Below are 25,305 nucleotides of genomic sequence, written 5' to 3'. Positions count from 1 at the left end.
CCGACAAGCGGTACCGATCGCGCTGGTCGAGGGCCGGACGGCCGCCCGGGGCGGCAGAGGCGGCACGTCGGGCCGGGCAAGCCCATGACGGCGACTGAGCGCCCCGCGCGCCCGTTCCCGTCCATCGTCGAGCGGCCGACGGCGTCACTGCCCCGGCTCTCCAAGGGCCTCGCGGGCCGTCGTAAAGCGGTGCTCCGTCGGATTGAGGGCCTCGTAGAGGTGGCCGAAGTATTCGGTTTCCGCGGTTCTGGTGAGCACTGCGAGCAGGAAGGGGAGGGAGCCCATGTCGTGGTGCTCCCAGAGGGGGCCGCGGCCCTCGTTGTAGAGGACGGTCCAGTTGTCGGGGTGCTGATCGGGCCGCGCGAGCCAGTACAGGAACGCTCCCGTGCCTTCCTCGAATGCCCAGGGCAGGACCTTGGCTCCCGGCTCTTGCAGGCCCGGTGGTTTGTCCTCGAATTCCCACAGGCTGTCCAGGATGTCGTGCCGTTCCGTCGTCTGCGTGTGGAGGTCGCAGTCGTAGTACGCGGAGGAGGGGGCGAGCAGCCAGATCGTCTCGTCGAAGATGCCGGCGCCGTAGGTGTCGACGAGTTGTTTGTAGTCGGTGGGCAGAGCCGTACCGAGGGTGTGCTCGGCTCGTGACCAGTCCACCGGAGGTGGGGGATCGGCGGGCGGAGGGCAAAGGCGGACGAGCGCATCGAGGGCGATCATGGAACGGACGGTACCGGGACACCGGAGGGAGCTGGTGGTCGGTCGCGTCGAGGTGCTGACTCGCATCGGCTGCGTGCTGCCCCGCATCTCTGGATGCGAGTTCGGTTAGGCTAGCCTTGCTTGGCGTGCAGTCGGGTTCCGGTGCCGCACGTGGACACCCATAGGACGGAACGGGCAGAGGCAGGCGCAGGTGAGAGACGGTGACCGGGCTTGTGAGCGTCGTGCGCCCCTGGGGGGCCGGGCGCCGATGCGGGTGACGAGCGGCTTGGGGGCCGGCCGGGAGTGCGGGGCGGGGCGTCGTGGGTAAGGTCGTGCTCACGGCCGGAGCCCTGTATGTCATCGTTCTGCTCCGCGCCGGGGGGACGTTCGCAGTCGGGTGGCTCGCCGGCGCAGGTGCACGGCGCAGCAGGTTCTCGGGGCGGATCTCCTCGGCGAAGTTCCAGCGGGCCGAGCGGGCGATCCAGCGGTGGGGCGCGCCGGTGGTGGCCGTCTCCTTCCTGACGGTCGGTTTCCAGACCGCCGCGAACTTCCTCGCGGGCAGCATGCGCATGCCGTTGTCGCGCTACCTCCCCGCTCTGTTCGTGGGCGGAGCGGCGTGGGCGCTGATCTACGCGACCGCGGGGCTCGGCGTGCTCGAACTGCTGGGGAGGCTCTTCGCCGAGCGGACGCCCCTCGGTGTGGCCGCCGTGGCCGGCATCCTCCTCGCGGTGTGCGGAGTGGTGGTGTGGCGTAGGAGAAGGGCGGCCCTGTCTTGCGGTGACAGGGTGGCGGAGGAGTCGTGAGCCTGTCCCGTGGGGGCGGGCGTCGCGGCGTCGCGGCACCCCGTTGACAGTGCGAGTGCCAGTGCCGTTGCCAGAGCCAGTTCCAGTGCCCCGGACGTGATCCGCCGGACAAGCCCCAAGCAGGTACTCGGGTACGGCGGTTGAGTACGCGCACTCATGCCGGGTCCTCGCGGCGGGCCCGAGGATGAGGTCACACCCCGGACACCAGGAGCCAGCAAATGCCCCCGATCCTCCCGACCGTCGGCCCGTCGTCGGACGCGCGGCCGAGCTCCGGCCGTCCACTGCCGGCCGTCCTCGCGCTCGCCGTCGCGACAGCGCTGGTGGTGTCGGCGTTCGGTGCCCGGGATCAGACCACCTGGCTGTTGGAGACGGTGTGGGTGATGCTGGGTCTGCCGCTGGTCATCCTGCGGCGCAAGCGATTCCCGCTGAGCGGCCTGCTCTGCGGCCTGCTGGCCGTGCACGCCGTGGTCCTCATCGTGGGCGGGCACTACACCTACGCGGAGGTACCTGCCGGCGACTGGGTGCGCGACTGGTTCGGACTGGAACGCAACCCGTACGACCGCTTCGGCCACCTCATGCAGGGCTTCGTCCCGGCGATCCTTGTGCGGGAACTCCTCGTTCGCACCTCGCCGTTGCGCGGCAGCCGCTGGCTCGCCCCGCTGACCGTCTGCGCCTGCCTCGCCTTCAGCGCCGTCTTCGAGATGCTGGAGTGGCTGGCGGCCGTGACCGGCGGCCAGGCAGCCGACGCCTTCCTTGCCACCCAGGGCGATGTCTGGGACACCCAGTGGGACATGTTCTGCGCCCTGATCGGCGCCGTCTGCTCCCTGCTGCTCCTGAGTCGCCTCCACGACCGGGCGCTCGGGTACGGGCCCCGTACCTGAGCCGAGGCCCGCACGCCCCCTCCGTACGACAGCCGGTCCACAGCGACGTACCGCTGTGGACCGGCTGTCTGCGTGAGTCCGCGCCTCCGGTGCGGGTCAGACGGCGTGGCCGATCCAGCGCCGCAGCGCGACAAGGGTGGAGTCACCCAGTCGGCACAGGTCCGCGATCGCGTCGAGGTCACCCGGCGCGGGCGCGATGCCCACGGCGGTGAGTGCGGCATGCAGCTCCAGACGGCGCCGATCGGACGGATCGAGCGAGGCGGACGGTCGGTCGGCCGGCCCCGGCGCGGACGGAAGGGCGTCGTCGGGCTCCATGGCGTCGCAGACCGTCGGCCTCCACTCCGGCAGGTCGTGGACGAGCGCGGCGGGGAAGCGGTACGGGTCGAGATCCCGCAGCGCCTCGGTGGTGCCGGCGGGGAAAGCCTGAAAACCAGTCACGAGGGCCTCCTTGGTCGTCATGCGCTTGCAGAGGACGACGGGAGGGACAGCGCGGGCAGTTGCGGAGTGCCGAGGACACCACTCGAATGTCCTCTACGGCATCTCGTCACAAGAAATTCGTCACAAGAGCGATGAACCTACCGCCGCCTCCGCCTGTATGAGGTGTTCCCCCGGCGCTCTTCCAAACCGGCCGAAGGCCGGCCAGAAGCGCTACCGGACCTCGCCGGTCTTCCGCACGGACGTCCCTGCCCACCGCTGGCTCGCGGAGACCGTCCTCGTCGGCCACACTCGCCCCGAAGGCGAGGACGTCGTGGTCATCCGCGTGTACCGGCTCAGGTGCACGACAGCGCCACGGGGCCGCCCGTCCGCCGGTTCTCTGCGGCTGTTCTGCCGCTCTGCCTGGAGCACGGCTCGGAGGAAACGGAACCCGGTCGTCAACGGCACGACGGCGGCTGATGTCCTGCGCGCAGCCGACGCCGGCCCCGGTGGGCTGTCAAGCGTCGCTGGGGAGCGGTCGGTCCGCTCTAGAGCCGCTGGCCAGGCCCGATGACGGTCAATCCCACCTGCTGGGCGAGCCAGTGCGCATACGGCTCTCTCGTCTGGACTCCGTCGAAGACGGCGCTGCGGACGTGGACGAGGATGGTGTGGTCCTCGACGAGCTCGTCGAGGCTGCGGGTGTGGGAGTTGAAGAGGAGCGTCACCGCAGCGTGCTTGGACTCCCCATGGAAGCCCGCCTCGGGTGCGTCCGGCCAGGAGAGCATCTCCCAGTTGATCCAGCCCGCGTTCGCGCCGATAGCCGCCGTGAAGACGTCCTCAATGCTGCCGACCGGCAGCTCGCTCAGCCCGCACTCCACCGGCAGTCGCCCTTCATACGCAGTCGGGTCGGCCGGCAGCCCGAGCCCCTGCACGCCCACTGCCAGAGGGGGCTGCTTCTCCCACGGCACCCCGCCGGGCTCCTCGTACTCCGCCTGTCCCTGGAACCACGCCTCGGGCAGCTCCTTCGCCACACGCCGTACCTCGGCGACGGAACTGAACTTCGCGTACACGGAGACGTCGGAGAACTCGCACCGACCGAACTCCATGAGACCGCGCGCCGTGCTGAGGGCAAGCGCGAGGTCGGGGGTACGAAAGACGGGGTAGGCGATGTCATTGGACATGTGCGCACTGTGCCACGGCCGTCATCGCAGGTCATCGCATTTTCGGACGTTCGTGAGCGCGGCCGCCCATGGCTCGTCCCCCTTGCGCCGGACAGCATCGAAGCCTTCGCGCCCTGTCCAGCACGGCCTCGAACGCCCCCAGAAACAACATCACAGCTGAACGTCCCACTGACACACTGAGCCGAAGCACTCAACCGGCCAGAGGAACCCGACGCCCATGCTGAACCCGCTCGACGCTCCGGACGCGGTCACATCCGCAGCCGAGCCGCTCGAGGACCTGCTGGACGACTGCAACCATGTGACGTCCATCTGCCTGTTCCCTGTCGTCCCGGTGGCTGGGACGACACCCGGCCATGACGGAATGCGACGGCTGGCTCAAGCCGTGTACGACGCGGGGGTGGGTGGACACCAGGTAGACGGACCGGTCGCCGCGTTCGAGTCACCACAGGCCTGGCGGGACATCCTCCGCCGACAGGTGACCGACGGGTTCATGCGGCCCGCCAACCGGCACTCGGACCCCGGCCTTCGCACGTCCGCTGAGATCCGGCGCGCGGGCGAACTCGCCGATGGGGTCGCCGATCTCATCGAAGCTCATCTGGGGCCCGTCCTGAGCTGCGGCGACGTCGGCGGTCCGCACGCGGGCGACATGTGGTGGTGCAACTTGTTGTTGGTCACCGGCGATTGGGCCACGATCCTGCGTCTCGGGGTCGCCGACTGACCCGTCACATCGCCATCCGCTGCGGCCCGGAATGGGGCGCGCCCGTATGGCTTGGCGGCCCGATGCTGCTGGAGCGTCAGGTGTAGGAGATGTCGTCGGAGTCGGCCGCGAGCGTCTTGCCCGCGGCCTTCGACCTGGCGACGCCGTCGACTGCCACACAGATGCCGAAGACGCGATCGTGGCTGGTCCAGCCGTTGACGAGGCCACGGTTGTTGCTGATCTGCACCCGCTTCCCGGCGGGGTCCACGGACGACACCAAGTGCAGGTACACCGTCCCGGCGACACGGGCGAGGACGATGTCCCCGACCTCCGACTTCGACGGGTCGACCGGAGCGACGATGACCTGCTGCCGACTGCGTATCAGCGGGACCATCGAGGAGCCGCTGGGCCGGAACGTCACGGTGGCGCCGCCGGCAACCCTGCCTGCCACTGCATCCAACGCACCCATCCGGTGATCGTGGCAGGTTCCCGTGCGTCGCCCCACCGATTTGTTCCTCCGTGCTCCACCAGCGAGGCGAACGTTGCCTGATACGGCATGGCACGGCACTAGTGTCCTGAGGCGGAGATCTACCGAGGAACTTCCGACTCAGGACACTAGCGCGCGTGGATCGCGGCTTCGATGTGGGCGAGTTGGGCGGCGAGGATCTCTTCGAACGCGGCTTGGCGGTCCGCTCCGAGGGGGCGGATGTCGCGGGCGAAGTGGGCGAGGGCGGGGAAGTGTTCGGGGTCGGCGCCGAGGACGGCGACGCGGAACAGTTCCATGCCCTGTTCGTACTCTTCAGAGGTGATGGTGCTGACGCCGGCCTCGGAGGCGATCAGTGCGGCGATGGCGACCGCGAGCCGGTGGTAGCGCGCCGGGATCTCCTCGTCGGGGAGTCCTGAGTCACGCAGGGCTTGGAGTACCTCTTCCATGACCAGGCGGGAGCCGGCGCCGCCTGATGCGTACCGTCCCCAGACCGCGGCGAGTTGGGGCTGCTGGCCGAACGCCTCTCTCAGGCGCAGCGCGAGGGCCGTGATGCGCTGCTTCCAGTCGCCCTCGGCGCGGTAGCCGTCCATGGAGGCGAGGAGGATCCGGTCGGCGACCGCGCGGAGCAGTTCGGTCTTGCTGCGGAAGTGCCGGTAGAGGCTGGAGGAATCGGTTCCGAGGGTCGCGGCGAGCTTGCGCACGCTGAATGACTCCGCGTCGCTCGTACGAAGCAACTCCGCTGCTGCATCGAGGATTTCCTCGGTGGACCAACGCCTTCGACCAGCCATTTTCGCCCCTCTCGTCGGACTCAGTCTAACTCATGCACTTGGTGTTGCACGCACCGCGTGCATAATGAGGACATGAGCGTGCCGAGTGGCCCGGCAGCAGGCGGGCCGCCGTGTCGGGCGCGCCCTGTCAGCTGGGTCGGGCGACCGGTGCGGAGCCCACCCCGAGGGATTCGAAAGGACGCATGTCGTGAAGAACCCATTGGATTCCGCGGCGCTGGATGCCGCCATCGAGAACGTCCACCGCGCCGGGATGCCGGGCCTGTTCGCCGAGGTGCGAGACGGCGACCGGGTATGGCGCGGCGCCGCCGGTGTCGCCGATGTGGCCACCGGCCGTCCCGTCACCGTCGGCATGCGGCACCGCGTCGGCAGCCTCACCAAGACCTTCACCGCCGCAGCGGTCCTGCGGCTGGTCGAGAGTGGTCAGGTCGGGCTCGACACGCCGATCGGCCGGTACCTTCCGGACCTGGTGCCCGGAGAACGCGGTGACGCGATCACGGTCCGGATGCTGATCAACCACACGAGCGGCCTCGCCGACTACCTCCCGTACGCCTACCCCTCCCTCAAGGCCTTCCCCGATCTAGCTGAGACCGGGCCCCAGAGCCTGGACGACCACCGGCTCACGCGGTTCGACCCCACCGCACTGATCGAGATGGGGGTCACCGCACCCGCCGTCGGCGTTTCGGGCGGCACGCCGGGGGTGTACTCGAACACCAACTACCTGCTCCTCTGCCAACTGCTGGAACGGGTGACCGGCACCACGGCTGAGCAGTACATCACCCGGAACGTCATCGAGCGCGCCGGACTGCGGGACACCGAACTCCCCACCGGGCCGTACGTCGACGGGCCGCACTCGCACCTCTACGAGGCGTGGTTCGGCATGATCGACCCGCCGCGCGACTACAGCGTCTTCGACATGTCATGGGTGGGGCCGGCGGCCTCGCTGATATCGACGGTCGCGGACCTCAACCGCTTCTACGGCCTGCTGCTGGCCGGGGAGATCGTCAGCCCGTCGTCGCTGGCGGAGATGCAGCGCACGGTCCCGGTCGTCTCCCTGGAAGGGAAGACGGGCGACTACGGCCTCGGCCTGCACCCGATGGAGGGCCCCGGCGAGGGCACCTTCTGGGGCCACGCCGGCTCGGTCTGGGGTGGCGGTGCACTGGCCATGACCCGCGCCGACGGAAAGCGGCAACTGGCCATCGCGGTGAACATGCAGAGGTGGAACGAGCTCGACTCCTCCGGCAAGCCGCAGCCCCACCCCATCGACGACGCGCTGGCGACTCTGTACCGCGTGGCGATGTACGGCTGACCTGTCCGGGAAGGTCACCGGTCCGGGCCGGGAACCTGTCGGGCTCCCGGCCCGGGCCGTCCCGTAGTGCGGTGGGAAGGCCGCTGACCTGGTACGGGAGGGTTCCGTCGCCGGCCGCATTGACCCCCGGGTGTAAACCCGTGGGCCAATGCGGCGCGCGAGTGATCAAACGGTGGGTTGATGCCTCAAGGGAGGGGCGCGTGCCAGCGTTGCTCCGTGCCCACGGGTCGGCCGTGACGGCACGCATGACGACCCGTCACCACGGGAGGGACCCATGACGACCACACCGTTCATCACCCGGAAGAGCATGACGCGCCGCAGCATGCTGGGAGCCGCGCTGGCAGCCGGGGCCGCCGTACCGCTTGCCGCCGTCGCCGGCCCCGCGCGGGCTGCGGAGCCGGGAACGCCCGCCCGGACGCGACTCACGCTGCCCGCGCCCACCGGGCCGCACCCGGTGGGCACGGTCTGCCTGCGCCTCGTCGACCGGTCGCGCCCGGACGACATGGCGGGACCTGGGCACTTCCGAGAGTTGATGGCCACCGTCTGGTACCCGGCCCGGGGCGTCGAGCGGTACCCGGTGGCGCCCTGGATGCCGGCAGGTGCGCTTGAGGCGTTCCTCGCCGACGCGGGGTTCAGTGACCTGGTTCCCCTGGCGCCGCTCACCTCCGGCCACGTGGGCGCTCCGGTGCGGAGGTCGGGCCGACGGATGCCCGTCGTCGTGTTCTCGCATGGCGCACACAGTCACCAGGGCGACCACACCATCGTGGTCCAAGAGCTCGCCAGCCACGGATACGCGGTCGTGACGGTGGCCCACCAGTACGACACGTACACCGATTTCCCCGACGGCAGGGTCGCCGTTCCGCTCTACGACCGGAACGCGCCGACGCTTCCTGGGGACTTCGCCGCGGACCTGCGCTTCGTCCTCGACTGCGTCGAGCAGCTGGCCGCCGGCTGCAATCCGGACGCCGACCGGCGACAGCTGCCGGCCGGACTGCTCGGCTCCGTCGACCCGCGGCGCATGGGTGCCATGGGCTGGTCGAAGGGCGGAACGGCGACCGCCTGCGCCACGCTCGCGGACGAGCGCATCCGGGCCGGGCTGAGCCTGGACGCTCCGATGCAGATGAACCCGCCGCTGACCGGCGACCTGGACCGGCCGTTCATGATGATGTCCGCCGAGTTCGCCCGGGCCACGACCCCCCAGGCCGCCGCGTTCTGGTCGCACCTGCGGGGCTGGCGGCTGGACATCCAGGCCCAGGGCGCCGCCCACGTCTCGTACGGCGACAACGAGGCACTGTTCCCCCAGGTGGCGAAGCTGCTCGGATGGAGCGGCGAGCAGCTCCAGAGCGTGATCGGCACCCTCGACCCCGACCGGGCGGTGAGGATCCAGCAGACGTACCCGCTCGCGTTCTTCGACGAGCACCTGCGTCACCGTCGAGGACACCTGCTCGACGGACCGTCCCCGGCCTTCCCGGAGGTGACGTTCCTGCCGTGAGTGCCCGGACGCGTGGCGCGTTTGCGGTGGGGGAGTGGGGGCGCTTCACGGGAACCGTTTGGCGATCGCGGATGTGATCTCGTCCGGCGCGTCCTCCTGGAGGAAGTGCCGGGCTCGGGGTAACTCGACGACGTCGAGGTCGGTGAACGAGGCGTGCAACCGCGGGATGCACGCTCGGGGCCGGAAGACCATGTCCTTCGTTTATGCGCCGCCTCATGGGATGGCTGCTCATGATCACACTGAACGCCCGGTTCGCCAGCGGTTCGATCGGCCGGAAGGCGGTGTTGCCCAGCACGACCCCTCTCACTCCGGCGGCCCGCGTGCTCGCCGCGCCCAGCCCGATCGGGCCTCCCCAGTCATGCCCCACGACGACGAAGCCGTCCAGCTGGAGATGGTCGATCAACTCGCCCAGGACCGCCGTGTGCTCGGCAATCGTGTAGCCGAAGCAGCGGGGGCGTTCGGACAACCCGAAGCCGAGGTGGTCGACGGCGATGCCCCGATACCGGTCCCGCAGGCCGGTCGCGATGCGGCGATAGAGGAAGCTCCAGGCCGGTGAGCCGTGGCAGAACAGCAGCGCCGGCCCGGACCCTTCGTCGATGTAGTGGAGCCGACCGGCCGACGCATCGAACCAACGCGACTGGAGGGGTACGGACTTTGGTCCGGAACGAAGTCGATCATCATCGCGCTCTCCGTTTGGTCGCGTCGCGCCCCCCACCTGCCGGGCGGCAACTGCCCACTACACCTGTAGAGCTTCCGTGAGTCGCGACTCTACACCTGTAGTATCGAGTCATGTCCAGTGCGTCCAACGGCAGTGAGCGTCGGGCGGCGATCGCCGACAGCGGCATTCGCATCATCGCCCGCGAGGGTGTTCGCGCACTGACGCACCGAGCCGTCGACCATGAGGCAGGCATCCCGCAAGGATCGACCTCCTATTACGCGAAAACGCGCCACGCGCTCCTGGAACTCATCGTCAACGCACTCGCGGATCGTTCGATGGCCGACGCCAAGGACCTCGCGACCGCCCTGAACGCGAGGTCCGACGACGGACACCCGCTCGACATCGCGGAGCCGGCGGCATCGATCGCCGGACTTGTCGAGACCCTCGCGGCACGGCGCGACGACATGAGGGCCCGCTACGCGCTCCTCCTCGAGCTCGACGACGCGCCCACGCTTCGGCACAAACTGACAAACCAGTCCGAAGTCCACGCCCTGACGCGACAAGTGACAGCGACGGCCCTCGCCCGGGCAGGACTCCCCGACTCGGACGATCGGGTCGAGGAGCCGATCGCCCTGACGGACTCACTGCTGTTCCACCGCACTGCCATCAACGAAACCACCCCGCTGGAGAGCATCCTCACCGCCTACCTTCGCGGCGCTGCCCTGACGGAGAAGTGCCGCGAGTGATAGCGCGCTGAGATGTCCATGGAGTGGTGACGAGCCGCGGAGCCTTCTCCCCGCCTCTACGCCATGACCCTCGGCGCACTCGACACGAGCGGGGGCGGTCGACCACCGCTTGCACGGGCAGCGATGGCACCCCGTGCTGAACGTCGTCCGGCCTGTACATGTCTGTGGGGACGGCAATCCCTCGGATTGCCGCATCCTTCCCTCGACTGGGCCCGCTCGCGGCGACGCCTTGCGGTCGTCGTCCTACGGTCGAGGCATGCGACGCCCTCAGATGCACATGTCCCGCGAAGCCCAGGACGCTCTGCAGAAGCCACTGCAGCTGCTCCGGGCGGAGCTGAAGGCCACCACGGAATTTCCCGCGCACGTACTCGAAGCGGCGAAGAAGGCCGTGGACGACGTCCGACTGCCGGACAAGGACGCCACTCACCTGCCGTTGTTCACGATCGACCCGCCGACCTCCAAGGACCTCGACCAGGCCATGCACCTGGAGCGGCGGTCCGGCGGCGGGTACCGCGTGCACTACGCCATCGCCGACGTGGCGGCCTTCGTCAAGGCCGGTAGCGCGTTGGACGCCGAGGCCCACGACCGAATCGAGACGCTGTACTTTCCCGATCTCAAGGTGCCCCTGCACCCGCCCTCGATCTCCGAGGGACCGGCCAGCCTCCTGCCGGGCCAGGTCGTCCCCGCCCTGCTGTGGCAGCACGACCTCGACGCCGACGGCAACGTGACCCACTCGACCGTGAGCAGGGCGAAAGTCCGCAGCCAGGCCAAGCTGAGCTACGCGAAGGTGCAGCAGGACATCGACGCCGGCACGGCCGGGGAGTCCGTCGCCCTGCTGCGCGAGATCGGCAAGTTGCGGGAAGCGGTCGAGGCCGCGCGCGGCGGGGTCTCGGTGAACCTGCCTGACCAGGAGGTCACCCTGGAGGACGGATCGTTCCGGCTGAGCTACGCGGCGGCACTGCCGGTGGAAGGCTGGAACGAGCAGATCTCCCTCATGACCGGGATGGCTGCGGCCCGGATCATGCTGGGCAGCGGTACCGGAATCCTGCGCACTCAACAGAAGCAGAAGGACCCCGAAGTGGTCCAACGCGTGCACGACATCGCGAAGCACCTGGGCATCGACTGGAAACCCGACGTCACGTACGCCGCTCTGGTCAACTCGCTCAACCCGGCTGACCGCAAGCACATGGCCTTCCTCAGCGAGGCCACCGCCATGTTGCTCAAGGCGGAGTACACCGTCTTCCGCGACAACCAGACCCCGAAGTACACGCTCCACGCCGCGATCGCGGCACCGTACACCTACTGCACGGCCCCGCTGCGGCGTCTGGTCGACCGGTACACCGGTGAGCTGTGCGTGGCCGCGTGTGCCGACAAGCCCCCGCCGAGGTGGGTACTCGACGCCCTGTACTGCATGCCGTGCGACATGGCACGAGGGAAGGGCAAGGTGGCGGACCGGCGTGTGGTGGACATCGCGGAGGCCGCGGTACTCGAGCACCGTGAGGGTGAGATCTTCAGCGGCTTGGTCATCAACACCGACGCGGAGGACAACGATCCGAAGGAGGGCACGGTGCACCTGGCAGACCCCGCCGTGATGGGCAAGATCACGTCCGGATCCAAGCTCGACCTGGGCGCGAACGTCCAGGCCAAGCTCATCCGGGCCGACCCGCTCTTCTCCGGCCGGGAGAAGGTCCTCTTCAACGTGGTGTAAGGCCCGTCGTCTCCGGCGGGCGGGCAGGCAAGGGCTGCCCGCCCGCCTGCCTGCCCGCTCGCCTGCCCGCTTGTCCGACGGTCCGACGGCCCGCTTGTCCGACGGCCAGGGCTGCCCCGCTGGCGAGGGCGGCCTTGCAGCTGCGGTGGATCCTCAGCTCTGGCCCAGGGTGCGGTCCAAAAGAGGGAGCAGGCGGTCCCAGTGGCGCTTCAGCCCGGGGGCGTCGAAAGCGTCGGTGTCGGACATGGTGAAGCCGTGGACGGTGTCGGGGTAGATCTCGGAGGTGTAGCTGACACCCGAGGCGTCCAGGGCCTGGTCGAGCTCGGCGAGGGCTTCGGGTGTCAGGTCGCTCTCGGCGTGGCCGAGGTGAACCTGTGCGGTGAGCTCGGAGAAGAGGTCGGGACCGTCGGCGCCCACGGGACCGTGGAACGCGGCGACGGCGGCTACCCGGCCGGGGTGGGCAGCGGCGGTGCGCATCGCCAGGAGGCCGCCGATGCAGTAGCCCGTCACCGCGAGCGGACCGGCGCCGACCTCGGGCTGGGCGGTGAGGAACCCGAGGTAGGCATCGGCGTCGCGCAGGACACGTCCGGCGGTGTGCGCGTGGATCAGAGGCATGACCTGTGCCATGACCTGAGGCCGGGCCGCTTCTCCGATGTGCTCGGGAAGCTCGACCACCGGTGCAGGACCGTGGCGGTAGAAGAGGTTGGGCACGAGTACGTAGTACCCGTGCCCGGCCAGTTCCCGGGCCATCTCCCGCAGCACGGGCCGGATGCCGAAGCCGTCCGCGTACATCAGCACTCCGGGGAACTGATCGCCGCGGTCGGGGAAGGCGGCGAACGCGTCGGCCTGGCCGTCCGCAGTGGGAATCAGCAGCGTCTTGCTGGGCATGAACTCTCCTGTCGTGGTTGATGTGTGGAGCCTTTGATCAACACGACGGAGGCGGAGCCCGCGCAGCAGCGCGGCATCCTCGATCGAACAGCGGGCCCGCACCGGCCCTGACGGCACTCAGGAGAGCACCGGGTCACCAATCCGTGTGTGGCGCGACGCCGTCCCGGTAGTCATCCTCACAACATAGCCCACAGCTGATCATGCCGTGCGACAACAACATGACTCCGTGCAGCAGCAGAGCGCACCGGAGCCACAGCGCTCACTTGACGCGGCGACGGGCGAAGCCGGAACGCTGAACCAGCCTGGGGAGTTGTTCCATCGGGGCAGGCTGAAGATGAGGTGCCACCGCTCACGGGGGCCTGCGCATCAGGGGTACGCGTGGACATGGGCGTGTCGACGACAAAGGCACCACAGCAGACGGGGCAGGGGTGTACGCGGCGAAATGAATCCGGAGCGCCTTGTACTGGTCCAGACGGACAACCCGACGGGGGTCGGGTCCGGTTACCTGGTAGGGCCGCAGCTGGTGCTGACGGCCCTGCACGTCGTTCTGGCCGAGGGCCGTTGGGCGGAGCACGTGCAGGCACGTGTCGGGCATCCGCACTTCGGGCGGGTCGAGCAACGGCGAGCGCAGGTGTGCTGGCCCGATCCCGAGCAGGGCGTCCCCGCCGCGGATGACCTGGACATCGCGTTGATCTGGCTCGACGAACCCGTGGCGACCACCGGCGGTCCGGTGGTCTGGGGATTGCCCGAAGGCACCGGCCAGATCCCGTACACAGGTGCCGGATTTCCCGCTTTCGCCGCCGATGCGGGGAGCTCCGCGCAGGTCGAGGCTCTGCGTGGTGAGCTGTCCGCGGTCTCCACGTCCTCGGCCGGCTGGGTGCTGGACTGTCGGATCTGGCCGGCGGCGAGCCGAGACGGGGAGCGGCCATGGGCCGGCGCGTCCGGAGCGGCCGTCTTCTGCCACGGTCGACTGGTGGGCGTGGCGGTCGAGGACAACCGGTCCATGGACTGGCGGCGCCTGCATGCCGCCCCGATCCACGAGGCCCTCGACTCGCCCGGATTCGCCGAACTCGTCACCCGTAAAGGACACGCCGGGACCGCCGGAGTGCCTGAGGCGGTGACCGCCACCGGCGATGCAGCGTCACCTGGCGCCACCGAACCGAGGTGGCCGGTGATCGTCGGGCAGGTGCCCACGCTCGCCACCGCGCTCCAGCCGCGCAGCGACCTGCGGGAGGAGATCGAACGGGCACGAGCGACCGGGGGGTCGGTGATGCTGACACAGGTGCTCTCCGGCGGCGGGGGAGTAGGTAAGACACAGCTGGCCGCCGCCTGTGTCACCGACGCCCTCGCGCAGGGCACGGACATCGTGGTCTGGGCGCCGGCGGCGGAACCGCAGCAGGTGATCACCCAGTACGCCCGGGCCGCCGCCGACCTCCACCTGGCCGGCGCGACCGGCGAGGATCCGGAAGCCGACGCCCGGACACTGCTGGCGTGGCTGGCCACGACATCACGTCGCTGGATGGTCGTCCTCGACGACGTCACCGACCTCGTCACGCTGGGCACGTGGTGGCCCGTCAGCCGCAGTGGGACCGGCTGGAGCCTGGCCACGACACGACTCAACGACGCCCGCCTCACCGGTGGCGGCCGTACCCGCGTCGACATCGGGACCTACACACCCGAGGAGTCCATCTCCTACCTGAGCGAACGCCTCGACCGCGACGACACGGGGCACCTCCTCGACGACCAGGCCACCTCCCTCGCCGAAGCCCTCGGCCACCTTCCCCTCGCGCTCGGCCTCGCCGCAGCGCACATGCTCAACGAAGCACTCACCTGCACCGAATACCTCGACCTCTTCAACAGCCGCGCCACACGCCTGGCCGACGCACTGCCCGACACGGCCGACGCCGAGGGCTACGGCCGACACATCACCGTGGCCCTCCTGCTCTCCTTCGACGCGGTGCAAGAGGCCGACACCACCAACCTCGCCGGCCCCGCCCTGTGCCTGGCCGCCCTCCTCGACCCCGCCGGCCACCCCCACTCGTTCTGGTCCAGCCCGCCCCTCCTCGAATACTTCAGCCACTACCCCCCATACGATCGGCAGGTCACCGCAGGACAGATCCACTCCGTCCTACGGCTCCTCCACCGCTACGCCCTCATCACCCACGACCGCCGCGCCGAACCCCGCGCCGTACGCATCCACGCCCTCACCGCCCGCGCCGTACGCGAATCCATCCCCGCAACCGGCCTCGTCCACCTCGCCACCGCCGCCGCGAACGGCCTCCTCCACATATGGCCCGAGATCGATCCGCAGCACCCCGAACTGGCCGCGACCCTCCGCACCAACACCGACGCCCTCGCCCTCCACACCGACCACCGGCTCTGGCACCCGGTCCTCCACCGCGCGGGCGACAGCCTCTCGGCCGCCGGCCTGATCAGCAGCGCCACCGCCTACTGGCAACGCATGGTGACCACCGGCGAAGGCATCCTCGGCGCCGACCACCCCCACCTCCTCGGCTCCCGTGCCAGCCTCGCCATCTCCTACCGCCAGGGAGGCCGGATCGACGAAGCCATCGAGCTACTGGAGCACGTGGTCGCCGACAGCGAGAGGCTGCTCGGCGGTGACCACCCCGACACCCTCCTCAGCCGGAACAGCCTGACCAGCAGCTACCTGCAAAGAGCCCGGACCGAGGACGCCACCGCACTCCTCGAACAACTGGTAGCCGACAGCGAACGGCTCCTCGGCCCCGACCACCGCACCTCACTCCTCGCTCGCGCCAACCTCGCCGGCGCCTACCAGCAGGGAAACCAGGCGGACAAGGCGCTGGGCCTCCAGGAACAAGCCGTCGCCGACAGCGAGCGGCTGCACGGCACCCTTCACCCCAGCACCCTCACCGCCCGCAACAACCTGGCCCGCCTGTACCAGAAAGCAGGCCGGGCGGAGGAGGCGCTGGCACTGCAGGAGCAAGTGCTGTCCGACAGCGAGCACCTGCTCGGCACCGACCACCCCAACACCCTCCTCGCCCGCGCCAACCTGGCCGACTCGTACCGGCAAGGAGGCCGCATCGAAGAGGCCGTCGCCCTGCTGGAGCAGGTGGTGCCCGATCGCGAGCGCGTACTCGGCCCCGACCACATCGACACCGTCATCGCCCGCGGCAGCCTGGCCGGAGCCTATGAGCAGGCAGGCCGAACCGAGGAATCCATCGACCTACTGGAGTCGGTGGTGGCCGACTGCGAACGGCTCCTCGGCGTCGACCATCCCGACATCATCCTCGCCCGCTACGGCCTGGCCGGCTCCTACCAGCGAGTGGGTCGCACCGATGAAGCACTCGGCCACCTCTGGCGCGTCGCATCCGACAGCCGGCGCCTCCTCGGCCCCGACCACCCTGACACTCTCGCCACACTGGACCACATCACCCACCTGAAGCAGTCAGCGATCGACCCGGGACCTGAGGCGGAGTAGGCCGCGCTGGGAAACTGGGCTTTGCCGCTGGCCCTGTGGTGTGTGGTGATCGGGGTGCGGGGCGAGGGGAGCTCTCCCCACGCGATGAGGAGTGCGTGGAACATCAGCCTTCCGCTTAGAGCGTCCGCCGGTAGGGAAAGGTTGTTGCCCCCGGCAGTGAGCGGGACGATCATGACGAAGATGTCGGATCTGCTTGAGCGCGTGACCGCCTTCCGCGCCGCCTTCGCCCGCCGCCAGGCCTCTGAGACCGTCGAGCTGCCCGGGGCCTTCGCCGTCCACGACTCGGACTTCTCCCAATCCCAGGAGCACAACCAACTGATCGTCCACGCCTCGGACGCCGACCCGGCGGCACTGCCCGAACTGGCTGCACAGGGCCTCGGACCGCGCCGGCAGTATCGGATCACGGTGCTGGACGAGGCGCTCGGGGAGCGGGCCACCCCGGGGCTGGCGGCGGCCGGCTACGACCGGGACACCGAGCTGATACTGGCTCGGGAGACAGCTGGCTGCGCGCTGCCCGAACCTGCCGCGCACCCGGTCGAGCTGGCTGAGCTGCGAGCGGCAGTGTTCCGCCAGCAGCTTGACTGGGGCTTGGACGGGGATCTCGCTCGACAGCTCACCGAGCGCCGTACCGCCCGCCTGCGCGGCGCGGAGAAGGTAGCCTTCCTGGCTGCCCGGACACCGGACGGGGAGATCGCGGCCTGGGCCGACCTCTACCTCGACCGAACCGCCGGGCTGGCTCAGCTGGAGGACCTCGTCACTGCTGTGCCGCACCGTAAGCAGGGCCACGGAGATACCCTGCTCGCCACAGGTCTGGCGTTGGCCGCCGCTGCCGGGATCCCACAGCTCTTCCTCATCGCGGACGCGACCGACTGGCCGCGCGAGTGGTACTCCTGCCGCGGCTTCACCGAGCTCGGCCGCAGCTACTCCTTCCTCAACCGCTGACGGCGGGGATGAACAGGGGCCCACTGCTGCCCGCCACCCTCGACCGTTTCACCGCCGTGGAGCCGACCCTCGGGCCCCTGCCCAAGCATCCGCGCCTTGCCCTGGATGCCGGATACGACTACCACATGGTCCACGACGACCTGGCCGCCCGCAGGATCGACGCGCGCATCGCCGCGCGCGGCGCGAAGACCCCGATCCAGACCGGCGGCCGTTGGGTGGTAGAGCGCACGAACTCCTGGATGAACAACTTCGGCAAACTCCGACGCTGCTCCGAACGTCGGAGAGCGGCCATCGAGTTCTTCCTCGCCCTGGCCGCCACCATCATCACCGTCCGCCGCCTGATCCGACGCTCCTGGCCCCTCTACCGCGGGAACACCCGACCCCGAAACCCACGCATCCGATGACCTACTGGCGGACGCTCTTAGCGGCGGCTTGGCACAGCCCACAACGGGCCGCCGCTCCTGAGGGCGGCACCAAGTGGCCAGCGCGAGGGTCGCCGTGCACCGCACGACGCCCGACTCCGCCGGTCCCGCGCCCGCGGGTGTGAATCGTTTCTCGGTGGGGGATCCGAGGTCCCAGGGGGTGGAACGCGTGAACGAGGCAGGCCGCAGCATCCGAGAGTTACTCGAGGACGAGGCCGTACGGGAGCGGCGTGGCGCGCTCCGCGGGCGGATCAACGCCGCGGGGATCGCCGTCGAGGACATCCTGTGCTGCGAGGACAGCTCGGGATTCGTCGGGCCCGGGCACGCGGACGGGTACACCGTGGTGCTGGCGCGGTCCGGCGGCTACCTTCGTCGGATCGCCGGCGAGGAGTTCTTCGTCGATGCGAGCGGCGGCTACCTCACCCGGCCGGGCGACGAACACCGGGTCGCTCACCCGATCGGCCCCGGCGACCGGTCCACCGAGATCCGGATCGGCGCCGAGCTGTTCACCGACCGGTTCGACGGCCCGCCGCTCTCCCGTCGCTTCACGGTCACCGGCACCACCGACGTGCACCACCGCGCCCTGCTGGCCGCGGCGCGGCGAGGGGCCGACGAGTTCGAGCTGGGCGAGCGGCTGCACCGGTTGCTCGACGACGTCGCCGCCTCGGCCGGTCACTGGCGCACGGACACCGGCAGCCGTCCCGCGGCCGCCCGCGCCCACGCCCGCCTGGTCCGCGACGCCTGCGCCGTCCTGGCGGCCGGAGTTCCGGGACTTCGCCTCTCCCTGGAGGAGCTGGCCCGTGCTGTAGGGGGTTCCCCGCATCACCTCAGCCGCGTCTTCCGTGCCGTCACGGGCACGACGCTCACGCATCATCGCAACGAGCTGCGGATCCGAGGTGTCCTGCACGCGCTCGAAGAGGGCGAGGACAGCCTGCGCACCCTCGCGTACGCCTACGGGTTCGCCGACCAGGCCCATCTGACCCGCGTGTGCCGCAGCCATACGGGGTGCGTTCCCAGCGTCTTGAGGGGTGTTCTCACGGATCGCGCATGAATGTCCAACGCTCCGGCGGAGGGCGCGCCACAGACTGGCGGCGGCCGCAGACCCGGCCGGTGTCGTGCTCCCCGTGGGTGCTGCACGGCGCCCCGTCTTCCTCGTGGGGGAACGTGACGATGACCTTCCTGACCAGAGCCGTCACGACCGTGGCGGCCGCCCTGACGGCCGTCGCGTGCGTGGGCTCCGCACCGGGCGCCGCCTCGGCCCCGTACCCTCCGAGCTCCTCCGCCGCCCCAGTCGCGACACCGGAGCTCACCGATCCGCGCCCCTGCCCCGGCCAGACCGACGTGACGTGCGCCGACCTCACCGTGCCGCTCGACCGCACGGGCGCGGTGCCGGGCACTCTGCGGCTGCGGACGGCGGTCTTCGGCGCGGCGGACGCGCCCAAGGGGACGCTGCTCTTCCTCACGGGTGGCCCGGGCCAGCCGGGCCTCCCCTTCGTCCAACGGATCCGCGACCGCCTCCCCGGAGCCCTGGCCCAGTACCGGCTGGTGATGATCGACCAGCGCGGCACCGGCGACGCCGCCGTCGACTGCCCCGAGCTCCAGCGGGAGGTGGGCAGCAGCGACACCGTCGCCCCCACGCCCGGCGCCGTCACCGCCTGCGCCGAAAGTCTCGGCGTGAAGCGGAACTTCTACACCACCGCCGACACCGTGGCCGATCTCGAAGACCTGCGGCGCGCCCTCGGCGTGACCTCCTGGACGCTCGACGGGGTCTCGTACGGCACCTTCACCGCCGGCCAGTACGCCCTCACCCACCCGCACCGCGTCCGCAAGCTCGTCCTCGACTCCGTCGTCCCCCTCGACGGTGCGGGCGTGCTGTACGAGGAAGCCCTCGGCCACTCCGCACGAGTGCTCCGCGCCGCCTGCCGAGAGCAGGCGTGCGGTTTCGACCCGGCCCGGGACCTCGCGACCGTCGTCCGGCGCGACGACAACGGAGTCGGCGTGTTCAACCTGCTCGTCATCGCGAGCATCATCGACCCGAAACTCGACAACCCCCGGTTCGGCATCCTCACGGCCCTCCACGCCTCCGCCGCCGGCGACCGCGCCCGCCTCGACGGACTCGTCGCCGGATTCTCCGCGCCCTCCGACGAACCCCCCTCGGAATTCAGCTCCGGACTCCACGCCGCGACCCTCTGCGCCGACTCCCAATGGCCGTGGGGCGACGCCTCCGCACCCACCGTGGGACGCCAACGAGCCCTGAAGCGGGCCGTCCAACAGATCCAGCCGACGACAGTCTGGCCCTTCGAGCGAAAGACGGCAGGCGCACAGGGCATCGCCCAAACCTGCCTCCCCTGGCCCGCCTCACGCCCCAACCAAGCCGCACCCCACCGCACCCTCACCATGCCGGTCCTGATCCTCGCCGGCGACCGCGACCTCTCGACACCCGTCCAGTGGGCCCGCGACCTCGCGGCCGTCACCCCCCGGGCCGAACTCGTCGTCCTCCCCGGAGCCGGCCACTCCACCCAGAGTCGCAGCGACGGCGGCGCCCGTGCCGCCGAGGCGTTCCTGCTGCGCTAGGCCGGGTACACGCACCACGGCGGCCACGGGTTCACCACTTGTGGCGCGATCAAGGCCGTTGGGGTCGGGGCCGCGATCGGAGGGTTCGGCGGAACGATGGGCAAGATCATCAAGAAGATCGGCAACCGCGTGTTCCGCGGCTACGGTGACCGCGCCTCCATGAAGGCGTGGGACGACTCCAAACGGGCGATCAGGTGACACCGTCCCTCGCCAGGACCGCGGCGGCCGGCGCCCGGGGTGGCAGGGCCCTCGGCCGCAGTCCGCCGTATGGTTCGCCCTCCTGTGAGAGGAACGGTTCGATGCTCGGCTACTGCCTGGCGGTCGTCCGCCGACTGGCCCTGACCGCGCTGGCGATCGGCACGGTGCTCGCGGCAGCCATGAACGCCGCGCTGGTCCTGGGCGACGGCACACCATGGAGCGGGGTCGCTCCCAGGCCCTGGCCGCGGGCGCGGTGGGCGCCTTCGCCTTCACCGCCGTACTGACCGTCACCACAGCGGTGAGCGCCGCCCGCACGTCTCGCCGGTACGGGCTCACGCTCGGCCCCGAAGCCGTGGCCCTGCCCTCCGTCCGTGAGGCGCGGGTGCCCACCATCGAGGGCAGAACCGCCTTCCAGCTGACGGACAGCGTGCGGCACGCGGTCGAGAAGGACCCCGTCCTGCGAGTGGACGAGGTCACCGCGTTCGGGCACGGCATCCTGGACCTGACCCTCCGCGGACCGTCGGCCTCGACGGTCATCGTGCGCGTCCGCGTCACGACCGGACCAACGGAGACGGCCGCCGTCGTGGAGGCGCGTCCGGCGGCCGCGTACAAGCAGCTCGACGCGGCAGCCTGCTGGTCCGTCGCCCGCGTCGTCGAGGAGCGCGTGGCGCGGGCTCTACACACTGAGACCGGGGACGGCGCCCTCTGACGCCGGGCCACGCCCGTGGAAGACTCCACACCGGGCCCCGAGGAGCTACGCGAACGGGCGTGGGGGCTGGTGGTCGACGCGCTCCGCGGAGTCGACCTCGAGATCGAGCAAGTGGTGCAGGAAGAGGCCGGGTGCGGCGACCAGGACGACATGGGCAAGGACGGCGACGCAGGGCGCCCGTCGGACGTGTGAACAGAGACCTGCCCGGGTGGGGCAGGGCGAGGGCGGCTTCGCCGCGAAGTGGCGCTAGCTGATCTGTTCGGCCAGGGCGAGGATGATGCCTGAGGGGCCGCGGAGGTAGCAGAGGAGGTAGATGTCCTCGTACCGTGCGACCTCGCCGATGAGTTCGGCGCCAAGGGGACGCAGACGGGCAATGGTGTCGTGGATGTCGTCGACGGCGAACATCACCCGGTGCAGGCCCAGCGTGTTCGGCGGCGGATTGTGCGCCCCGTCGCCGATGGCCGCGGGGTTCTGGTACTGCGCGAGCTCCAGCTTGCCGTGGCCGTCCGGCGTCCGCATCATCGCGATCTCGCTGCGCACTCCTTCGAGTCCGACAGCCTGATCCGCGAACAGGCCCTCGATCTGCGCCCTGCCTTCGACCTCCATGCCCAGTTCGGCGAAGAAGGCGACGGCTGCGTCCAGGTCTTCGACAACGATGCCGACGTTGTCCATCCGCTGAAGCGTCATGACGGTTCTCCCTCTGCGTTGCGCGCGCCTCTGAGGCCACCGGTATACCGCAGACGGACCTGCGGCACAGTGCAACGCCCGTGACCTGCGGGTCGGCCTCGGCTGGTCGCCAAGGGCGAGTCTCCCTGAGTGATCGACTTCTGGTGATCGACTTCTGGTGGTCGAGTGGGCCGATGCCGATGCCGATGCCGATGCCGATGCCGATGCCGAACCGCCGGTCGGGACGGCGTGCCCGTGCCGAGAGGCATGACAAGGAGCACGCGGCCGCCGCGGTCAACGCGTTCGCCAACCGATGGACAGGGCCGGGTGACGATGGTGTCGGATTCCTGCCGGACACGAGGCTTGAGTGGCTGGTTGGCTGAGCGCATGATCACAGCGCACATGGACAAGGCCCTGCTCTTCCGTTCCCTCCACGACTCCGCGCGCCCCCTCGCGCTTGCCAACGCCTGGGATGTAGCGAGTGCCCGTGTCATCGAGGCCGCAGGGGCACCCGCGATCGCCACCACCAGCGCCGGGATCTCCTGGTCATTCGGTCATCCGGACGGGGAAACGCTCTCGCCCGACCGGGCGGTGGACGTGATTGCCCGCATCGTCGCGGCGGTCGACGTACCGGTCACCGCCGACATCGAGGGCGGATACGGCCAGGACGCAGCCGGCGTCGCCGAGACCATTACGCGGGTGCTGGAAGCAGGCGCCGTGGGCATCAACATCGAGGACGGAACCCGTACACCGGCCGAACTCAGGGCACGGCTCATGGCCGCCCGGGCTGCGGCAGAACGAGCCGGCGTATCCCTCTTCCTCAACGCCCGAACCGACACCTACCTGTTCGGCCTCGGCGACCCCGCCACCCGACTGGAGCACACTCTGGAGCGGGCACGTGAGTACGTGGACGCCGGCGCCGACGGCATCTTCGTCCCCGGCGTCACCGACCCCGCCACCATCGCGGAACTGGCCTCGGGCATCTCTGTCCCCCTGAACATCATGGCCGGCCCTGGAGCACCGGACGTCGCCGAGCTGGGCGGCCTCGGCGTCGCCCGCGTCAGCCTCGGCTCGGGCGTCGCCCAGACCGCCTACGCCGCCACTCGCCTCGCCGCGCAGCAGCTGTACAACACCGGCGACTACCACCCGCTCGCCGACACCATCCCCTTTCCCGAGCTCAACGGCCTGTTTCCAAACCCGCGCTGACCGCGCTGACCGCGCTGACCGCGCTGACCGCGCTGACCGCGCTGACCGCGCTGACCGCGTGGGGCGGGCCGACAACCGGAGCCGCCAGCTCGTCGAACAGCGTGGAACGGCGCCGACGGCAGTGATCGCCGCGAACGCCGCGGCGGCCTGGCACGACGCCACGGCGCTCCTGCTCGCAGCCGGCTACCGACGTGTCTTCAGCCTGGTCGAACCGGAGCTACGACAGCGCCGCCCCGGCATGCTGGAGGGTTGCCTGGAACGGGCAGGACACGGTCGGCGTCGCCTTCTGCTCCATTCCATCCGCTCAGGGGGTCGGGTCCCAGAGTCCACCGGCCTCGCCGCGAGCGAGGTGTTCGGCGTAGACGTCGACCTTCCAGGCGATGACGGAACGGCATTCCTCTAGCGCCTGGATCTGTGCGTCGACGCGTTGCCGATGGTCGTCGAGGAGACGCAGGCGTTCGGCTTCGTTGCCGGGGCCCTGCCGTACGAGTTCGGTGAACCGTTTGAGGTCGGAGAGGGGCATGCCGGATTCCCTGAGCTTCACGCAGATCTGCAGCCAGTCCACGTTGGAGGGGGTGTACTGGCGCCGGCCGCCCGGCGTGCGGTGGACGGGCCCGATCAGTAGGCCTTCGCGCTCGTAGAAGCGCAGGGCGTGCACGCTGAGTCCGGTCCGCTCGGAGACCTCGCCGATGCTCAGCGCCTTGCCGTGGGTCTCGGCGGTCGTCATGTCACTCAGTCTAGGACTTGATCTAGACCTTGCTCTAGATCGTAGCGTCAGTGGCATGACCACTACTGATCAGCAGCCCCTCGGCTCGCCCTTCTCCGCCACCACCACCGCCGGGGACGTCATGGAGGGCCTGGACCTTCGCGGCAGGACCGCCCTTGTGACCGGGGGGTATTCCGGGCTCGGTCTGGAGACCACCCGGGGTCTGGCGGCCGCCGGGGCCCGCGTCATCGTTCCGGCACGTCGTCCCGACACCGCCCGCACCGCTCTCCGGGATGTGGAGGGCTGCGAGGTCATCGCGATGGACCTGGCAGCCCTCGGCAGCGTCCACGCTGCCGCAGAGCAGATCAGCGACCGCTGTGACCGGCTCGACATCCTGATGGCCGTCGCGGGAGTCATGGCCACCCCGGAGCGGCGAGTGGGGCCCGGCTGGGAAAGCCAGCTCGCCACCAACCACTTCGGGCATTTCGCCCTCACCAGCGAGCTCTACCCGCTCCTGGCCGCCGCAGACCGCGCACGCGTCGTGGTCAACAGTTCCGCCGGGCATGTCCTGACCGACATCCGCTGGCATGACCCGCACTTCCGTACCGGCTATGACAAGTGGTTGGCCTACGGCCAGGCCAAGACCGCCAACGCCCTGTTCGCCGTACACCTCGACGCCCTCGGACGCGACGACGGAGTCCGGGCGTTCGCCCTCCACCCCGGCAAGATCATCACTGGTCTCCAGCGGGAGATGAGTCTCCAGGAGCAGATGGACCGCGGATGGGTGGACGAGCACGGCAACGTGATCGGCGCCGGCTTCAAGACCCCCTCCCAGGGCGCCGCCACCGGCCTGTGGGCAGCCACGTCGCCCCTTCTCGACTCACTCGGCGGGCTCTACCTGGAGGACTGCGACGTCACACGCGTCTCCGCCCCCGACCAGCCCATGGACGACGGCGGCGTCCGCGATTACGCCATCGCTCCCGACGCCGCCGCACGCCTCTGGGAACTGTCCGTAGCGGCGACGGGCACGATCCCGATCATCCGATGAATCCGCGGTCCGCCTACACCGCGCTGTACGACTCCGCACCACATCGCGAGGTACGAGCAACCAGTCGCACTGACACCGCCCCGAGCTCACACCTCGATGGCACAGGGCAGTGAACGTTGCCTGCCTTGGTACGCCAGACGCTCGGTAGCGCCGGACTCCAACTCAGCTGGAATCACGTCCCGCTGGTATGAGTCAGGGTGGGATGGGGCTGACCGGATTCGAACCGGCGTCCTCCCACATGCGGTGAAGGCGCGACAACCACTGCGCTACGAGCCCCATCCCGCTCGCGATCATACGAGCCACCCGGGCTACATCGCTCGGGAATTCACCTAGGCGACTGATCACTCGGCGCCACAGAGTCACTAAACCTGAACCAGAACCCGGAGAGACGAACGAAGCCAGGTCACTCGGGAGAGCGCGCCACCAGGAGACTTCCGGGGTCCAGCAGGGGAGCGGCACGGTGGCGCCCGACTGGCGGCTGGCTGCCGGGTGCCGACCAGCTGATCATGACGGCCCGCTCGTCCCGACAAGAAACCCGCCACCCCTAGACGAGTAAGTCCGAAGTGCTGGTCAGTGGTCGTAGGCGATCAATGACCTGGTCAGTGATGTTCCGTTGGCCCGGTTGTGCCAGATGGCTG

The 25,305-nt window shown here is 69.9% G+C and carries 26 protein-coding genes, 1 tRNA gene and 3 pseudogenes; 19 read left to right on the top strand and 11 right to left on the bottom strand.

Annotated elements, in window-relative coordinates:
* Window positions 1-144: 144 nt before the first annotated feature.
* Window positions 145-708 carry an SMI1/KNR4 family protein gene (locus OO54_RS31400; RefSeq protein WP_033209194.1) on the bottom strand — a complete coding sequence of 188 codons (564 nt, stop codon included), beginning with the start codon at window positions 706-708 and terminating at the stop codon, window positions 145-147.
* A gap of 299 nt (window positions 709-1,007) precedes the next feature.
* Here OO54_RS31400 and OO54_RS31395 point away from each other — a divergent pair, with 299 nt between their 5' ends.
* Window positions 1,008-1,490 (top strand): DedA family protein, encoded by a 483-nt coding sequence (locus tag OO54_RS31395; RefSeq protein ID WP_033209088.1) that lies wholly within the window; start codon window positions 1,008-1,010, stop codon window positions 1,488-1,490.
* Between the two features lie 218 nt (window positions 1,491-1,708).
* Window positions 1,709-2,371, top strand: a complete 663-nt coding sequence (locus tag OO54_RS31390) for a DUF2238 domain-containing protein (protein WP_033209085.1) — start codon at window positions 1,709-1,711, stop codon at window positions 2,369-2,371.
* Window positions 2,372-2,467: 96 nt separating this feature from the next.
* Here OO54_RS31390 and OO54_RS31385 read toward each other — a convergent pair whose 3' ends face one another.
* Window positions 2,468-2,809, bottom strand: coding sequence for a hypothetical protein (locus OO54_RS31385; RefSeq protein ID WP_234439615.1), 342 nt, complete (start codon window positions 2,807-2,809; stop codon window positions 2,468-2,470).
* Window positions 2,810-2,828: 19 nt separating this feature from the next.
* Between OO54_RS31385 and OO54_RS44120 the strand changes: the two genes are divergently transcribed.
* Window positions 2,829-3,359: a DUF3237 family protein gene (locus tag OO54_RS44120; RefSeq protein ID WP_078905440.1), complete on the top strand. Its 531-nt coding sequence runs from the start codon at window positions 2,829-2,831 to the stop codon at window positions 3,357-3,359.
* Here OO54_RS44120 and OO54_RS31380 read toward each other — a convergent pair.
* Window positions 3,334-3,966, bottom strand: coding sequence for a hypothetical protein (locus tag OO54_RS31380; protein ID WP_033209081.1), 633 nt, complete (start codon window positions 3,964-3,966; stop codon window positions 3,334-3,336). The two genes, OO54_RS44120 and OO54_RS31380, sit on opposite strands and share 26 nt — an antisense overlap.
* A gap of 217 nt (window positions 3,967-4,183) precedes the next feature.
* Here OO54_RS31380 and OO54_RS31375 point away from each other — a divergent pair, with 217 nt between their 5' ends.
* Entirely contained in the window at window positions 4,184-4,684 is a 501-nt protein-coding gene (locus OO54_RS31375) for a hypothetical protein (protein ID WP_033209079.1), read from the top strand.
* 76 nt (window positions 4,685-4,760) lie between these two features.
* Here the strand turns inward: OO54_RS31375 and OO54_RS31370 are convergent, their stop codons facing one another.
* Both OO54_RS31370 and OO54_RS31365 read right to left on the bottom strand, forming a co-directional pair.
* On the bottom strand, window positions 4,761-5,114 hold the full coding sequence (locus OO54_RS31370) for a S24/S26 family peptidase (RefSeq protein WP_234439613.1): 354 nt from the start codon (window positions 5,112-5,114) through the stop codon (window positions 4,761-4,763).
* Window positions 5,115-5,278: 164 nt separating this feature from the next.
* A complete protein-coding gene (locus OO54_RS31365; protein WP_033209074.1) occupies window positions 5,279-5,938 on the bottom strand; it encodes a TetR/AcrR family transcriptional regulator in 660 nt (219 codons plus the stop codon).
* 187 nt (window positions 5,939-6,125) lie between these two features.
* Here OO54_RS31365 and OO54_RS31360 point away from each other — a divergent pair, with 187 nt between their 5' ends.
* Both OO54_RS31360 and OO54_RS31355 read left to right on the top strand, forming a co-directional pair.
* Window positions 6,126-7,244, top strand: coding sequence for a serine hydrolase domain-containing protein (locus OO54_RS31360; RefSeq protein WP_033209071.1), 1,119 nt, complete (start codon window positions 6,126-6,128; stop codon window positions 7,242-7,244).
* Between the two features lie 274 nt (window positions 7,245-7,518).
* The gene (locus OO54_RS31355) at window positions 7,519-8,736 is read left to right on the top strand and encodes an alpha/beta hydrolase family protein (protein WP_033209069.1); all 1,218 of its coding nucleotides are present in this window, start codon (window positions 7,519-7,521) and stop codon (window positions 8,734-8,736) included.
* Window positions 8,737-8,781: 45 nt separating this feature from the next.
* On the opposite strand, the gene OO54_RS47700 is transcribed toward OO54_RS31355, so the two are convergent.
* Window positions 8,782-8,928, bottom strand: coding sequence for a hypothetical protein (locus OO54_RS47700; protein ID WP_234439612.1), 147 nt, complete (start codon window positions 8,926-8,928; stop codon window positions 8,782-8,784).
* Window positions 8,894-9,451 (bottom strand): annotated as a pseudogene (locus OO54_RS47695) (alpha/beta fold hydrolase); the annotation flags it as partial. The gene OO54_RS47700 and the pseudogene OO54_RS47695, both read right to left, overlap by 35 nt.
* Window positions 9,452-9,525: 74 nt before the next feature.
* Here OO54_RS47695 and OO54_RS31345 point away from each other — a divergent pair.
* On the top strand, window positions 9,526-10,140 hold the full coding sequence (locus OO54_RS31345; protein ID WP_033209067.1) for a TetR/AcrR family transcriptional regulator: 615 nt from the start codon (window positions 9,526-9,528) through the stop codon (window positions 10,138-10,140).
* 256 nt (window positions 10,141-10,396) lie between these two features.
* Entirely contained in the window at window positions 10,397-11,848 is a 1,452-nt protein-coding gene (locus OO54_RS31340) for an RNB domain-containing ribonuclease (RefSeq protein ID WP_033209066.1), read from the top strand.
* Window positions 11,849-12,001: 153 nt separating this feature from the next.
* Here OO54_RS31340 and OO54_RS31335 read toward each other — a convergent pair whose 3' ends face one another.
* Window positions 12,002-12,736: a dienelactone hydrolase family protein gene (locus OO54_RS31335; RefSeq protein ID WP_033209064.1), complete on the bottom strand. Its 735-nt coding sequence runs from the start codon at window positions 12,734-12,736 to the stop codon at window positions 12,002-12,004.
* A 442-nt stretch (window positions 12,737-13,178) separates the two neighbouring features.
* On the opposite strand from OO54_RS31335, the gene OO54_RS31330 reads away from it, so the two are divergent.
* The 7 genes and pseudogenes from OO54_RS31330 to OO54_RS46040 all read left to right on the top strand — a co-directional run bounded on the left by OO54_RS31330 (window position 13,179) and on the right by OO54_RS46040 (window position 21,233).
* Window positions 13,179-16,196: a tetratricopeptide repeat protein gene (locus OO54_RS31330; RefSeq protein WP_234439611.1), complete on the top strand. Its 3,018-nt coding sequence runs from the start codon at window positions 13,179-13,181 to the stop codon at window positions 16,194-16,196.
* Between the two features lie 180 nt (window positions 16,197-16,376).
* On the top strand, window positions 16,377-17,138 hold the full coding sequence (locus OO54_RS31325; protein ID WP_033209190.1) for a GNAT family N-acetyltransferase: 762 nt from the start codon (window positions 16,377-16,379) through the stop codon (window positions 17,136-17,138).
* Window positions 17,139-17,158: 20 nt separating this feature from the next.
* A pseudogene (locus tag OO54_RS31320) lies at window positions 17,159-17,542 on the top strand (transposase); the annotation flags it as partial.
* A 187-nt stretch (window positions 17,543-17,729) separates the two neighbouring features.
* Window positions 17,730-18,611, top strand: a complete 882-nt coding sequence (locus OO54_RS31315; protein WP_157856540.1) for a helix-turn-helix transcriptional regulator — start codon at window positions 17,730-17,732, stop codon at window positions 18,609-18,611.
* A 119-nt stretch (window positions 18,612-18,730) separates the two neighbouring features.
* On the top strand, window positions 18,731-20,134 hold the full coding sequence (locus tag OO54_RS31310) for an alpha/beta fold hydrolase (protein WP_051787336.1): 1,404 nt from the start codon (window positions 18,731-18,733) through the stop codon (window positions 20,132-20,134).
* A gap of 412 nt (window positions 20,135-20,546) precedes the next feature.
* Window positions 20,547-21,041, top strand: a complete 495-nt coding sequence (locus tag OO54_RS41845) for a hypothetical protein (protein WP_234439610.1) — start codon at window positions 20,547-20,549, stop codon at window positions 21,039-21,041.
* Between the two features lie 15 nt (window positions 21,042-21,056).
* Window positions 21,057-21,233, top strand: a complete 177-nt coding sequence (locus OO54_RS46040) for a hypothetical protein (RefSeq protein WP_157856539.1) — start codon at window positions 21,057-21,059, stop codon at window positions 21,231-21,233.
* Between the two features lie 54 nt (window positions 21,234-21,287).
* On the opposite strand, the gene OO54_RS31300 is transcribed toward OO54_RS46040, so the two are convergent.
* Window positions 21,288-21,728: a VOC family protein gene (locus OO54_RS31300; RefSeq protein ID WP_033209063.1), complete on the bottom strand. Its 441-nt coding sequence runs from the start codon at window positions 21,726-21,728 to the stop codon at window positions 21,288-21,290.
* 143 nt (window positions 21,729-21,871) lie between these two features.
* On the opposite strand from OO54_RS31300, the gene OO54_RS46035 reads away from it, so the two are divergent.
* The 3 genes and pseudogenes from OO54_RS46035 to OO54_RS47690 all read left to right on the top strand — a co-directional run.
* Window positions 21,872-22,090 carry a hypothetical protein gene (locus OO54_RS46035; protein ID WP_053194634.1) on the top strand — a complete coding sequence of 73 codons (219 nt, stop codon included), beginning with the start codon at window positions 21,872-21,874 and terminating at the stop codon, window positions 22,088-22,090.
* A 4-nt stretch (window positions 22,091-22,094) separates the two neighbouring features.
* Complete coding sequence (locus tag OO54_RS31295) at window positions 22,095-22,913, top strand: isocitrate lyase/PEP mutase family protein (RefSeq protein WP_033209061.1); 819 nt, start codon at window positions 22,095-22,097, stop codon at window positions 22,911-22,913.
* A 67-nt stretch (window positions 22,914-22,980) separates the two neighbouring features.
* Window positions 22,981-23,209: pseudogene (locus tag OO54_RS47690) on the top strand (GNAT family N-acetyltransferase); the annotation flags it as partial.
* A gap of 8 nt (window positions 23,210-23,217) precedes the next feature.
* Here the strand turns inward: OO54_RS47690 and OO54_RS31290 are convergent.
* Entirely contained in the window at window positions 23,218-23,640 is a 423-nt protein-coding gene (locus OO54_RS31290; protein WP_033209060.1) for a MerR family transcriptional regulator, read from the bottom strand.
* Window positions 23,641-23,695: 55 nt separating this feature from the next.
* On the opposite strand from OO54_RS31290, the gene OO54_RS31285 reads away from it, so the two are divergent.
* Window positions 23,696-24,667: an SDR family NAD(P)-dependent oxidoreductase gene (locus tag OO54_RS31285; RefSeq protein ID WP_033209058.1), complete on the top strand. Its 972-nt coding sequence runs from the start codon at window positions 23,696-23,698 to the stop codon at window positions 24,665-24,667.
* Window positions 24,668-24,870: 203 nt separating this feature from the next.
* Here the strand turns inward: OO54_RS31285 and OO54_RS31280 are convergent.
* Window positions 24,871-24,944, bottom strand: a tRNA-Ala gene (locus tag OO54_RS31280).
* Window positions 24,945-25,305 lie beyond the last annotated feature (361 nt).

This window comes from Streptomyces wedmorensis (genome assembly GCF_000716445.1).
Lineage (GTDB): Bacteria > Actinomycetota > Actinomycetes > Streptomycetales > Streptomycetaceae > Streptomyces > Streptomyces wedmorensis.
Note: the sequence above shows the minus strand (reverse complement) of the source record. Positions and strands in the feature narration are given on the sequence as shown.